The sequence below is a fragment of the Lentisphaera marina genome, from assembly GCF_028745505.1.
In the GTDB taxonomy this organism is placed as follows: domain Bacteria; phylum Verrucomicrobiota; class Lentisphaeria; order Lentisphaerales; family Lentisphaeraceae; genus Lentisphaera; species Lentisphaera marina.
Map to the genome: position 1 here is coordinate 718,716 of NZ_JAQZZL010000001.1, position 13,788 is coordinate 732,503.

Annotated in this window: 11 protein-coding genes; 3 read left to right on the forward strand and 8 right to left on the reverse strand. The window is 36.8% G+C overall.

Translation table 11 applies throughout. The features are described from left to right. Complete coding sequence (locus PQO01_RS03065; protein ID WP_274312574.1) at positions 1–1,473, forward strand: arylsulfatase; 1,473 nt, start codon at positions 1–3, stop codon at positions 1,471–1,473. 46 nt (positions 1,474–1,519) lie between these two features. Here the strand turns inward: PQO01_RS03065 and PQO01_RS03070 are convergent, their stop codons facing one another. From PQO01_RS03070 to PQO01_RS03085, 4 genes are all read right to left on the reverse strand, one after another. Further along, on the reverse strand, positions 1,520–2,296 hold the full coding sequence (locus PQO01_RS03070; RefSeq protein ID WP_274312575.1) for a type II secretion system protein: 777 nt from the start codon (positions 2,294–2,296) through the stop codon (positions 1,520–1,522). Between the two features lie 196 nt (positions 2,297–2,492). Next, the gene (locus PQO01_RS03075; protein WP_274312576.1) at positions 2,493–3,245 is read right to left on the reverse strand and encodes a type II secretion system protein; all 753 of its coding nucleotides are present in this window, start codon (positions 3,243–3,245) and stop codon (positions 2,493–2,495) included. 453 nt (positions 3,246–3,698) lie between these two features. Continuing rightward, positions 3,699–4,460 (reverse strand): type II secretion system protein, encoded by a 762-nt coding sequence (locus PQO01_RS03080; protein ID WP_274312577.1) that lies wholly within the window; start codon positions 4,458–4,460, stop codon positions 3,699–3,701. 159 nt (positions 4,461–4,619) lie between these two features. Beyond that, positions 4,620–5,381, reverse strand: a complete 762-nt coding sequence (locus tag PQO01_RS03085) for a DUF1559 family PulG-like putative transporter (protein WP_274312578.1) — start codon at positions 5,379–5,381, stop codon at positions 4,620–4,622. Between the two features lie 585 nt (positions 5,382–5,966). On the opposite strand from PQO01_RS03085, the gene PQO01_RS03090 reads away from it, so the two are divergent. Next, complete coding sequence (locus PQO01_RS03090; protein ID WP_274312579.1) at positions 5,967–6,737, forward strand: type II secretion system protein; 771 nt, start codon at positions 5,967–5,969, stop codon at positions 6,735–6,737. 44 nt (positions 6,738–6,781) lie between these two features. Here PQO01_RS03090 and PQO01_RS03095 read toward each other — a convergent pair whose 3' ends face one another. The 3 genes from PQO01_RS03095 to PQO01_RS03105 all read right to left on the reverse strand — a co-directional run bounded on the left by PQO01_RS03095 (position 6,782) and on the right by PQO01_RS03105 (position 8,677). Continuing rightward, positions 6,782–7,027: an H-X9-DG-CTERM domain-containing protein gene (locus PQO01_RS03095; protein ID WP_274312580.1), complete on the reverse strand. Its 246-nt coding sequence runs from the start codon at positions 7,025–7,027 to the stop codon at positions 6,782–6,784. A gap of 85 nt (positions 7,028–7,112) precedes the next feature. Further along, positions 7,113–8,105, reverse strand: coding sequence for an IS30 family transposase (locus tag PQO01_RS03100; RefSeq protein ID WP_274312581.1), 993 nt, complete (start codon positions 8,103–8,105; stop codon positions 7,113–7,115). Between the two features lie 104 nt (positions 8,106–8,209). Then, positions 8,210–8,677: a type II secretion system protein gene (locus PQO01_RS03105; RefSeq protein ID WP_274312582.1), complete on the reverse strand. Its 468-nt coding sequence runs from the start codon at positions 8,675–8,677 to the stop codon at positions 8,210–8,212. Positions 8,678–9,002: 325 nt separating this feature from the next. Between PQO01_RS03105 and PQO01_RS03110 the strand changes: the two genes are divergently transcribed. Further along, positions 9,003–12,134 carry a HAMP domain-containing sensor histidine kinase gene (locus PQO01_RS03110; protein WP_274312583.1) on the forward strand — a complete coding sequence of 1,044 codons (3,132 nt, stop codon included), beginning with the start codon at positions 9,003–9,005 and terminating at the stop codon, positions 12,132–12,134. 159 nt (positions 12,135–12,293) lie between these two features. On the opposite strand, the gene PQO01_RS03115 is transcribed toward PQO01_RS03110, so the two are convergent. Then, complete coding sequence (locus PQO01_RS03115; protein WP_274312584.1) at positions 12,294–13,787, reverse strand: PQQ-dependent sugar dehydrogenase family protein; 1,494 nt, start codon at positions 13,785–13,787, stop codon at positions 12,294–12,296. Between the last annotated feature and the right edge of the window lies 1 nt (position 13,788).

Sequence of the window (13,788 nt, forward strand, 5' to 3'; positions counted from 1 at the left end):
ATGTTGAAAGTAGGTATGTTGAGTTTTTTATTTTTGAGTTTTGTAAGTTTTGTCTACTGCGAGCAACTCAAAGGGACGAAACCCAATATAATTTTTATTCTGACGGATGATCAGGGAAAAGGGCAACTGGGCTGTGAGGGGCATCCCTGGTTGCAGACTCCACATATTGATAAGCTTTTTAGTGAGAGTACGTATTTTTCTGATTTTCATATGAGTCCGACCTGTACGCCAAGTCGAGCGGCATTGATGACGGGTAATTACCCTTTTAGAAATGGTATTACTCACACGGGCGGAGCGCGGGCCCGTATGACTTTGAAAACAAAAACCTTGCCTGAGTTTTTGAAAGAAGCGGGGTATACGACAGGTATTTTTGGCAAATGGCATTTGGGTTATGAAGAAGCTTATCAGCCGCAATCGCGGGGCTTCGATGAGGTCTTTATTCACGGTTATGGTGGTATAGGTCAGCCCATGGGTGTTCCCAAGAATAAGTATGAAAATCCCATCATTCGCCACAATGGTAAATTTGTGAAAACTCAGGGTTTTTGTACAGATGTTTTCTTCGATCAGGCCATGAATTGGATCAAAAAAGTGAAATCAAAGCCCTTTTTTGCCTACATTTCAACGAATGCTCCCCATGGTCCCTATATTGCGCCAAAAGATAAAAGAGAAAAATTTAAGGCCTATGGCTTTGGAAATGCTGATGCCGGTTTCTATGGCATGATTGAAAATATTGATGATAAGGTCGGACGCTTGATAAATAAGCTCAAGCAATGGGATCTGGATAAAAATACCTTAGTGATTTTTATGTCGGATAATGGTTTTGCCAGCCTCGTGACAAACGAGAAAAAACTGGGCAAAAAAGATGGTAAGGAACTCTTTGCGTATCGCGCAAATTTACGCGGCTATAAAAAAACTCCCTATGAGGGTGGCACCTTAGTTCCGGCATTTTTTCGCTGGAAAGGCACTCTTAAACCTGGGCAAAAAATTACGGCTTTGAGCGCTCATATTGACCTGATGCCGACTCTACTTGAACTCGCTGGAGTTGAATTAAATAAGAAAATTGATGGTAGAAGTCTTTTGCCTCTTTTGCGGGATCCGCAATCAAAGTGGGAAGAGCGCCAGCTCTTTTTTCACATAGGTCGCTGGGGATTTAAGACTAAGCCCGATGATGCCAAGTACGATAATCGACCAGGCAAAGCAGGTTTTGCGGTGCGAAATTCTCGCTTCCGCTTAGTGAATCACGAGGAATTATATGATATTCAAAATGATCCCTCAGAGAGCAAGGATGTGGCGGCGCAATTTCCGGAAGTTGTGAAGAGCATGCAGCAGGCCTATGATCGTTGGTGGGATGATGTCAAACCCTACATGATCAACGAAGGCCTTCAGAAAATGGAGCCCAATCCCTTTCACGTTAAATATAAAAAGCAATTGCAGAATGAGGGCATCCCGACTTTAGATAAGCCGAGATTTTAAGGAGCTTAGATCAAAATTGGCCTATCATTAAGTTTTTAAACGCTGTTTATTTATGCGCATCCCACATGGTTCCTGTGGTAGCAGAAGCCGTTCCCACTCCTCCACCGCTGATGCTCAGAGTCGCTTGAGAAGTTAAAGACTCAACGTGACCATCAACAAACAAAAAATTAGATTTACCTGATTCTTCATGGGGGATATTGTCTACATTGGCAAAAAAGGTACTAGGGAGAACTACGCTGAATCCTCCTCCTCCATATTTACTGGGGTGTCGGCCACCAGCACCTAAAGAGTTATTTGAGGCCATATATTCAAAAGTTGACATGGTACTACTAGTTTGATTTATCTCACTTATTTGTAGCGACACAGGTGCACCAGATCCCCAGTGAATGCCAGTTATTCCGCGCTGGCCTGTGTTAATAAAAGAGCCACCATGAATAGTTAATTGAGTTGGTGAATAGCTAAGAGTTAAGGTGTCATCTGCACGTTCTAGGTAATCTGAAGGGCAGGCATACACACCTCCAGAGTACTGACTCGCACTTAATGGAGTATTGGTGTTTAAATCGGCATAATCAACTTTACGCCCATCATAGCCAGCAAGGTGATCATTCCATGACATATCAACTATATCGAAGGGAAAGTAATCATCGTTATCATCCGTATACATCATGTACGCCATGTGTAATTGCTTCATATTGCTTTTGCACACAGACATTTGTGATTTTTTTCTCGCCTTTCCCAAAGCGGGAAGAATAAGTGAAGCAAGGATACCAATGATGGCGACGACAACGAGCACTTCTATTAGGGTGAATTTCTTATTGTTCATATTTTTCCCAGGATTTTTAAAATTGTAAACTCTTAAGCAAGAGAAGTTTTTAGTTTGATACAAAGAAGCGATAAGTTTTTTGAGATAACTTAGTTTTCGAGAAAAACCTCATAAGAAATGAGGAATTAATACTAAAATCAGGGTGCATCATATAATGCATACTTGTTATGCGGAAGCTCACTAGAGTCCCAGGAAATTATTTGTGCGCATCCCACATGGTGTTGTTAACTGGATTATTGCTAAAGCTACCTGAGGTGGTAGTTGCTGTAGAGAAGTAGTTGAGTTTTCTAACACTTCCATCCATTAACAAATAATTAGTTCCTTGTAGCCCTTCGTGAGGTAATTCAGCATCTGGGAAATCTAAGGCTACATTAAGGTTGTTATTTACTGTACTTGCACCTAAATAGTTGGTGGTATGTGGGCGTTCTGCCATGGCTATGACGTCAGAGGGATCTATTGTGTCAGTGATTTTAGATGAACCGTAGGGGGGTAATTCACCCGGTCCCCAACTGGTAATACCACGGCAATAACCGCGCCAGGTAGTCGTGTTCCAGACAATTCTTCCTAAGTTTAAACCATAAGTTAAGCGAGCTTTTGTGGTGTCATCACGAGTAACTTCATCAGAGGGGCATACATAGATTTTGATATCATCTCCTATAACACCATCAGCATTTTTTTCAGCATCAGTATAGCCTCTACCATCATAGTCGGATAGTTTATCATCCCAGGAACCGGCACCACTTTGATTAGCATTTACTGGATAATAATCATCATTATCATCTAAAAATGAGAAAAGAAATAGGTTGACTTGCTTCTGATTACTTTTACAGACGGCCATTTTAGCTCTTTCTCTAGCCTTACTAAGTGAAGGAAGAAGAAGGGAAGCAAGTATGCCAATGATGGCCACAACAACGAGTAATTCTATAAGAGTAAATTTCTTATTGTGCATATTTTCTTCCTTGTGTGATTACAGTTGAAATCTTAAGCAATAAAATTTTTAGCTTGATACAAATAAGATATAAGTTTTTTGCAATAGGAACTTATTTGATGAAACGCTTATAAAAAATGAGGGATTGACACTAAAAACCAAGAAGCCTCATGCAATGAATACTTGCTTTGCTGTGAAGAAGCTCATTAGAGCGCAAGAAAATTATTTATGCGCATCCCACATGGTGTTAGTTTGATCGGCGGCTGAACCCCTACCACCGTTGCTATTTTGCATAGTTTGAAAATAACTCTTAATTAGTCGCGCTTTACGGAGTGAGCTATTTTAAACGGTTCAATAATTCATATTCAATTATTTGGGATAAGCTCACACAAAATTGAAGCGTATACACCAACTAAGTCATAACTCAATAGAATTAATTTTAGGTTTGAAACTAAAGTTCATGCAGGAGCACATCTAACGAGTAGTATCCCACATTGTGTCACTTATCCAAACACCTCCAGCCACTACACCACTTCCATCTCTTTTCATCCAGCTCTGGAATAAGGTCATACTAGTTACACTCCCATCTGCCAATAAGAAATTATCCTTCGGCCCTTTATGTACTTGATTGAAGGCGTTCATACCCGAGGCTTGTCTTACTGCCCCACCACCATGGCCTACAATATAACTATCCGTATTCTCGATCATCATTATACTTTTACTAGGTTGTGGAATGGAAGTTATTTTAACATTAGTAGTAGTACTGTAACCCGAAGTATTAGGAAGTAGACCTCTCCCCCAGCCAGTTATCCCAGTATTATTATAACTTCTCCAATTAAAAGCATACGAACGAATATTTACATCCGTCCCCGTCCAATGAGCCCTAGTAGCATTATCGGAGGGACATTTATATTGTACAATTTCATTCTGTGATTTGAAGATAAGCGGGTAGTCCAGTTGACCCTCGCTTAAGTAATTTCGGCCATCGTAAGAGGCTAAATGATCATCCCATGATCTATGGTAAGGATTTGCAGTCCTATTATTCATGAATTTACCATCATTATCCCCAATAAACATAAATGTGGAGTACGAAATCTGCTTCATGTTGCTCCCGCAAGCCACTTTTTGGGCTTTATCACGAGATTTGCCTAGTGAAGGAAGAAGAAGTGAAAAAAGGATGCCAATGATTGCCACAACAACGAGTAATTCGATGAGAGTAAATTTCTTATTGTGCATATTTTCTTCCTAGGGTGATTATAGTTGAACTCTTAAGCAAGAAAATTCTTAGCTTGATACAAATAAGCGATTTTTTTTTAATAGGAAGTATCATACCCTAAATTTAGCTTGTAAGGAAATATTAACGATTTACAAGACAGCCTGAAACTGGTGTTGATTTTAGCGACCTGCATCCCAGGCGGTATCAGTGACATCACCTATAGAGCCTACGGCTCCATCATTTCTTACAAGTGATTGAATGAAATTCATGTTTGATATGTGACCATCGGCCATGAGAAAATTGAATTTTAAATTAGAGTGATAAGGATCATTTAATTCAAAGGTTTCTGCTGATATACCACTCCATTCCCAGCTATTTCCTAGGCGCAGTCTAATATAATTATTATTGTCCATTGGTGCGAAGTTTTCTGTAAAAGTTGCGACTTCAGAGACGCTGTTAATTTCACTTATATTTTTAGAATCCCAAACACCGTAAACTCCAAGTACGAAAGTCCATGGATCACGTCCACCCTGAGTAGGCGCATAAGTTCTAAGAATACCGTCGCCATTAGTTCTGTCTTCTAAGGGACACCTGTAAAGAGGGCCATGATTAAAACCGCCGGGCATATTCGTAGCTGCCGGTCCCCACCAACCTCCAGATGTTCTCTGTGCAACTGTGAGATTACGTCCATCGTACGAGCTCAAAAAATCATCCCAGCTATGTGGAGTTGGAGATGAGGATATCCTGTAGGGGTAATATCCGTCATTATCATCAACATACATCGCAACAGCAGTGCCAATTTGTTTTAGATTACTTTTACAAACAGTAATTTTTGCTTTTTCACGAGCTTTGCCCAGAGAAGGAAGAAGAAGGGAGGCAAGGATGCCAATGATGGCGACGACGACGAGTAATTCGATGAGCGTAAATTTTTTATTGTGCATGTTTTCTTCCTATCTTGATTATAGTTACAAGATATTAATATATAAAAATTTCATATTGATACAAAAAAATACAACTTTATTCTAATAAGAACTTGTTTGATGAGAAGGTCATATAAAATGCAGATTTGATACTAAAAAATGGGAGAGGTTTATACCAGAATCAAAAGAAATCGATTATAGCCAGCTTAGACAGAATTTAGATCAATGACAAGCCAATTGAATACAAGACCCATATATTTTAAAATAAGTGGGTGATATGCGCAAAGCTTATGATTAGCTAAAGGTAGTGGAGTAAAATATGGACTCAGTCCCTTTTACATAAAATATAAAGAGCCATTCGAGGATAAGCCTATTTCGAATTTAAATAAACCGAGTCTTCAAGTAGACATCAAATAAATAAATAAAACTAAATACATCGTCTACTTTTTAGAGAATTAGCTCGAGAATGACAAGGAGAGATTATAGGTGGAGGATTTTATCATAATGTAAAATAAATAATCGTGTAATGAATTGTGTTTTTTTGTAACACTCGTTATTTTCCCATTGTAAATAATCTTAGATTTACGAAAAATAGGATTATTTAATATGAACAGAAAGACATTCACTCTCATCGAACTACTTGTTGTTATAGCCATAGTAGCGATACTTGCAAGTTTACTTTTGCCAGCACTAAGAATTGCGAGAGAAAAATCAAAAATGGCAGTTTGCAAAAGTAATATGAAACAAATTAACTATGCGATGATGATGTACCATGATGATAATAATGGTTATTATCCATTTTCAGATAATCAGAACTCAAGTGGTCCTCCGGGTCAGTATTCATGGGATGATTTATTATCTTCCTATGATGGAAGAGAGATAAGAGATACAGCTGCGTTACAGAACCAAGTTCTTTTAAAAAGTTTAGGATATAATTCAGATTTGTATTCATGTCCGTCGGATACATTACAACGTACTCATTGGATCGGAAATGCTAAAATTTTACCCGCAAGCTATGCTTTACCTGTTCGTTATTTTGGGCCTAATTGGGTACTAACTGATTGGGCACGTGGAATCACGAGTAAAAATCCAAGTAGGACTCAAAATATTAGTAATTTGAATTCACCTTCAACAACTTTAACGATGGTAGAACTATCAGCTACTAACAGAATTGTCGGTCGCGGTGAGGGATCATTTGTGGCAATAAATTCTTATCAAAATGCGCAAACGCCCCATGAAAAATATGGTAAAGATAATTACCTCATGGCCGATGGCAGTGTTAAAACAATGACTTTTTTGGGCACTTTAGTCAAAGATGGCGGCGGATCGGGTACTCCGAATGATATCATTGACACTATTTGGGATAGTGAAAAATAATCACGATAGCTTAAGGTCTAAATTGTGTGAATTAAAATCGTAGGTTAATTCTTTTGCGAATCCCACATGGTATTGATTTGGTCAGTAGCTGAACCCATTCCGCCATCAAGTTTTTGCATAGTTTGAAAATAACTCAATGATTCTACATGACCATCAACAAATAAAAAATTTGATTTAGTTAAACCCTCGTGAGGTATCCTATCGGGATTGTTGATGAGTGAAGAGGTTTTGATAATACTTTTATCTTTCCTACCAAGGCAGCGCTGAGCTTCCATATATTCAAAGGTCATTAAAGTTTCGCTTTGTTGATTAATATCGGATATCTTTAGGCTTCGATTTTTACGGGTTCCACCGTAATTGTAGTCTCCCTTGAATTCAACTCATAAGTGCAACACCCACTTTTTTTGTTAAATCAATTCCAGTTAGTTTCTGAAATACTTCATAAGGTGTTTTAAACTTCAAGCATTTTCGAGGTCTATTATTAAGCTTGTGAACAGCAATTTCAACCTCTGAAACATTAACTTTATCAAGAGGCATATTCTTAGGGAAATATTGACGTAGCAAACCATTGGCATTTTCATTCTGCCCTCGCTCCCATGAATGATATGGTTTAGCAAAATAGCTTTTACATTCCAAGATTTCAGAAATACTTTCATGTTTAGCAAATTCTTTCCCATTATCAAATGTTAGGGTATGAACTTGTTCTTTAATGGGTTTTAACAAATTAATGATGGCTTCACTAACTAAAGAAGCCTTTTTTTGAGAAACAGGCAGTGCTAATCGTACTTTTGATTTACGGTCATCCATTGTTACTATTGCGCCTTTGTGAGCTTTCCCTATGATTGTATCAAGCTCCCAATCACCAACTCGTTCTCTTTTATTAGCCGCTTCAGGGCGCTGATCTATATCAACTCTGTTGGGAATGCCATTCCTACTGTGTTGGTTACCATATCGCTTACGGTAAGGTTTACCTTGATGTCGAAGCAATTTATACAATTCGCCTCCAGACTGCTTGTCTTTGAGAATGTATTGGTAAATGGTTTCATGATGAAGAGACACTGCCTTATCATCTTTTAATCGACCTACTATTTGTTCAGGGCTCCAATTCATTTCAAGATGTTCATTGATATAAGTCTTAATCTCAACGTTTAACTTAACTGCTTTCGCTTTCTCTTTTTGTCGCCTTTGAGCTAGTTCATTAGCCTGTTTATTACGATATCCACGTTGGCCTGTATTACGGTTAATCTCACGTGATAACGTACTTGTTGAACGACTGAGCTTTTTTGCTATTTTATTGAGTGATTCGCCTGCCTTTCGCTCTAACTCAAGGTAATGTCTTTCTTCAAGACTCAGGTGTTTATAGGACATGATAGTCTCCTCTGTGTTTAGTTTGGTCACTAATACAGATTACATCTGAGTCTTGTTTTACTCGATATCTTACATACTAGTGACTAACAGAGGTGTTGCTCTTACTACTCGAATTCAGCTCCGATTATTCCTCGGGAATCTGCATAAATTTTAGGATTTGATCCACTCCCACCAGATAGCCAGCTTGGCGAATAAGATAAAGTTAAAGCATCGGGATCAGTCCCATATAAACGTTGGATATCATCCGAAGGGCAAGCGTAAATTCCCGCATTTGATCGGCTTGCTTTAATGGCAGTATTTGTGTAAAGGTCCGAATAAGCAACGGTTCGGCCATCATAATCTGCTAATTTATCACTCCAGCCCAAATGCCACCCGTCTGTAGGGTAATAACCATCATTATCATCAGCGAATAGAGCGTATGCAATATTCATTTGTTTTAAATTACTTTTACAGGTGGCGAGTTTAGCTTTGTCTCTCGCACTAGATAAAGCGGGCAGTAATAAGCTTGTTAGTATACCGATAATGGCAACTACGACTAATATTTCGATAAGTGTAAATTTATTTTTTCGCATTACTAATTTCCTTAATATTTCCAGTATCAAACATTGCATTTTTTGAGGTGATACAAAAAACTACTGCCGAGCCATATCTTTATTTGCCTAATTTGTTTTTAATATTTAGTGTGTTTTTTGACTTTTTAATTGAATCATAAAAACTATGATATTGTGATATACTTAGTTTTATCAACTATTCTCAAAAGTTAAAAAACAGTTTATTTTTTGAGATAAACTAAATTTTTCTTCCTTTAACCATGAGTATTAGATATGGATTTTTCATAAGAATTAAATAAATCAACTAATTATCTGAATCACTTGTAGCGATTAGGGAAAATTAAATTTGAAGATTGAAAAAAAATTAAAGTTAGCACTTCTAACATTGGTTATTTTTACAACCGTGGTTGGAGTTATGGCATATTTTCAAACAAGGAAAATTATATATAATTCATTTGAAGAACTTCATCGGGTTCAAGCGGTGACAATAGTTGAAGAGATTGATCGCCTGCTACACAATAGAGTTGCTATTTGGCGTGCATATGCAGAAACCAATAAAGTGCAAATGAAGCTTACTGAGTCGAATTTATTTTATGCTAATCTAGAAAATTTAGAAGAAGATATTAATCAAAAAGAAAAAGAATGGCTCAGATCACCTAACGATTCAACTTTTATTGAAACAATTCTCAACACGCCTTTGTCGAAAGATATGTTGAAAATGATCAATATTTTTACTGAAGAAAAAAATTTTAAAGTCTTTGGAGAGGTTTTTCTTACGAATCGTTATGGAGTTAATGTTAGTCAGTCTCATCTAACAACTGATTTTATTCAAAGTGATGAACTTTGGTGGCAGATGGCCATGAAGAACGGTACGTATATCGGTGACGTGGCCTACGATAAAAGTTCTCAGCTGTACTCTGTCGACTTATGTTTTAAAATTTTAAATAAAGAAAAAGAACCTATTGGAGTTCTGAAAGCAGTTTTGAATATACAGGAAATCATAGATGTAATCGAATCTAAGTTTGAGCATCCACAATCTCATGTGTACAACATTTTATTATTAAATAAAGATCGAAAAGTTATTTATGACTATCTTAATAAAAATGATATTTTAAGTCGCCTAGTAAATTATGACTTGGATTTAAATTCTGAAACTAAAACTAGTCACTTTTCTAGAGGAAGTGAAAAGTATATTGCTATACCTGCGGAATCATCTGGTTATCATTGTTCTCCAGGACTTGAATGGACTGTTTTAATAGAATTAAGTGCGAGAGAGGTTTTTGGGCACATTGATTTTTCATATTTAATTTTATCTAGCATTTTAGCATTAATTTTTTTTAGTATTCTAACCACTTGGTATTTTTTATCTCAATCAGTTCATCGGAATATTAAAGTGCTTAATGAAGCTACAAACGAAATTATGAAAAATAATTATTCCTATAGAGTATGTATTAATGACTCATATGAATTCAAAATGATTGGAAAAGTTTTTAATGAAATGGTCAAAAAAATTGAAATTAATTCTAACGAGCAAGAGGAAAAACGACAGCTTATCACTAAGTATGCAGAAGAGATCAAAATAGCTAATGAAGAGATGTTTTTACTTAAGGAGAAAGCCGACAAGGCTAATGTAGCAAAAAGTAGATTTTTAGCTAATATGAGTCATGAAATTCGGACTCCCATAAATGCTATTGTGGGACTTACTCAACTTAGTCTGAAAAATGAAACTAAGCCACAACAGATTCACTATCTTGAAAAAATTAATGAATCAAGTGATTTACTCATGATGATTATTAATGAAATTCTAGACTTTTCAAAAATTGAAGCAGGAAAGATGACTTTGGAATTAATTCCCTTAAAGCTTCATGATATTATGGTTCCTTTAGTAGATTTGATGAAAGTTCGTTTAAAAAACTGTGATATCGAGCCCATTTTTAATTGCCCAATAAATTATCCAATTATTGGAGACCAACTCCGACTAACTCAAATTTTATCTAATCTAATCAGCAATGCGATGAAATTCACCACGAAGGGTGAGATAAAATTGACTGTAAGTGAACAAACAAGAGATGAAAAAAATATTAGTTTGAAATTTGAGGTAAGCGATACTGGCTTAGGTATTAAAAAAGAACAAAGTAAATCTTTATTTGAAGCTTTTCAGCAGGCAGATATTTCAACTACCCGAGAACACGGAGGCACCGGGCTTGGTTTAAAAATTACACAGCAGCTATTAAAAATGATGGGTAGTGAAATTTATGTTGATAGTAAATATGGTGAAGGTAGTAAGTTTTACTTTACCATTGAATTTCCAATTGATTGCAGCTCAAATGAACAGGGTTTTGAAGTAGAAAAATTAAAAAATCTAAATTTGGCAGTCGTTGAACCATCAAAACAACAATGTCAGGCAATTATAGATATTTTTAAAAGTGTAAATATTAAAGTTAGATCTTTTTGTGAGATTGAGGATATTCCATCAAACTTTAAAGCAGATTATGTGATATGCCCAAATGGAACGCCGTTAAATATCCCAATGATTGAGACATCACATCCGTGTATGCAGAATAGGGATGTAAAGAAAGAAAAATTATCAAAAGGTCATATAACAAAACCAATTTTAGCACCAATACTTTTAGATAAAATTCTCAAATTAGTAGATGATACAAAAAAACAGAAAAACAAATCAGTCTTAAAGTGTGAATTACCTTCTTATCCGAAGGCAAAACTTTTACTTACAGATGACAATGAATTAAATCGTTTTGTCATAATTGAGATGCTCAAAGATATAAATATTCATCCAGATATAGCTGTAAATGGGAAAGAAGCAGTCGAGCTTTGTGAGAAAACAAAATATGATCTCATTTTAATGGATATCCAAATGCCAGTAATGGATGGAATTGAAGCTACTAATTTGATACATAGCGATAGTCGAAATAAGAAGGTTCCAATTATTGGGATCACTGCAGATGCTTTACTTGGTCAGGCAGAACACTACATTAAACAAGGTTTAGATGACTTGATTACAAAACCATTTCACCATCATAGACTTCAGCAGGTTTTATTAAAATGGCTTCCTCACTTAGAGGAGAAATTATCTACAAATTTAAAATCAGTAAGCAAAAAATTACAAAATACATCTATTCAACATGTAGATATTGAAGAAGGAATAAAGTATGCGAACAATAATCAAGAGCATTACTTACATGTAATTTACAAGTTTTGTAATAATTATAGTGAAATAGGTGAGAGAATTAAGAATTATTTTATGGAAGAAGAATGGTCTGATTTATTTCGAGAAATTCATTCCTTGAAGGGCTTGGCGAAATTAATTGGAGCACATGAGCTATCGGACTTAGCTCAAAAGCTAAATCAAAAATTGAAGAATCAAGATGATGAGGCCTATCAAATTGACAGTTATAATGAACTTGAAAATAAACTTCAGGCAGTTTTATCAGAATTAAATGAAATCCTAAATATTTAAATTTCATCCAATTATTGATTTTAGGATTGCCATAAGACTAGTCAACTTTATTATCTTATAATTTTACGTATATTTATCTTTCTCACTGAAGTGATTATACAAAAATTGGTAAATATTATAGGCTGTTTTCAAATTAGGCAGAATTATTTAGATTTGAATTTATTTAACTAGTTCAATCAAGTTGTAACAGAAAAGTGGGCTAGCGAGATTTTGTCCCTCAGCACTTTTAATCTTATCCAGTTCAAATTGATAGACATGCCCTTCACTTAGTTTAGGAAAAGTGATATTCACACTCATGCCATCGGGGCTTATAGTAATTTTTGAAGGATTAATTTTTCTTTCATTTTTACGTGGTGAACCGTATTTTGAATGATATTCAAAGCTATAGGATTTAATGAGATAATTAGAGAGTTTCTGAGCAGATTTCAGATCTACTTTTTGCGTAAAGCGCAAGTGAAAGCCATTGGCAAGCTGTTTCGCCGAGTGAAGATCAAAATCAACTTTTCCATCCCAAGTAATTTTCTTTAGGCCTTCGTCTCCAGCCCAGGATAAATGGGTCTTCCCCACCCATAAAGCGCCGTCGTTATCAAAGGCGAGGCGATTATTGCCATTGCCGAGCTCATTGCCATCTAAGAAAGGAACGAGAGTTCCCTGAACGGTGCCATTGACTTCATCAGGGATAAAACGAAGCAGACGTTTGAGGTTCATTTCCCCCACAAACATTTGCTTTGTAAATGGACCGAATTTGCCATCTGTATCATCTAGAAGTGGTTGAGTGGGGCTATTAGCTAGAATGCCTTGTGGGAATAGGGCAGCGGCAGGTTGACGCATTTCATCGAGTTCTTTTATAGACATTTTTTTGGGATCTTTAGTCCAGCCTTCTTTCCAAATTAAGGAGGCGGGATGACCGTGAAAAGCACCTTCTTGAATGTGATGCAGTTTACTGGTTCCGAGCCAATCGCCTTGATTATCACTAACAAAAAGTCGGCCTTTGTGGTCAAAACCCAAGCCATTGGGAGAACGCACTCCAGAGGCATAGGGGGTGGCATTGCCTTGGGGATCAATCTTCATAATCCAACCACGATAGGGGACGCAGCTATACATGCGAGTGACTGTTTTCTTGACGAGTTTTTGATTGTAATCCCCCTCAAGATCTTTTTTCTCGATGTCATAGCTGAGAAATTTTCCTCTCGGTTCTGCAAGAATTCCGCCGTTATTGGAAGCGACATTGAGGCCGATGTAAAAATTGCCTTTAGCATCGCGGACGGGACCAAAACCAAATTCGTGATAATTGCCGGAGAGCCCAAAAGCATCGTTAAATTTTAGGTAGGTATCGGCCTTGCCATCTTTATCTGAATCAATGATTCGAGTCAGCTCTGGTCGTTGCATGACCATGAGTTCGTGATTATTAATGGCCACAATTCCGAGGGGAAGGTGAAGTCCCTCTGCAAAGAGTTTCCACTCATTATTTTTTGGATTGTAAGTGAAAATCTTCCCGTAGTTGAAGGAGACTGCCAAGCGACCATCGGGCATAAATGCTAGCCCACCTATCTGCGCATCTACTCCTTTCGGGGTGTCGATTCGTTCGATCTTGTAACCTGCAGATAATTGTACAGAAATTAGGAGGCCTATGAGTAATAATAAGTACTTCATT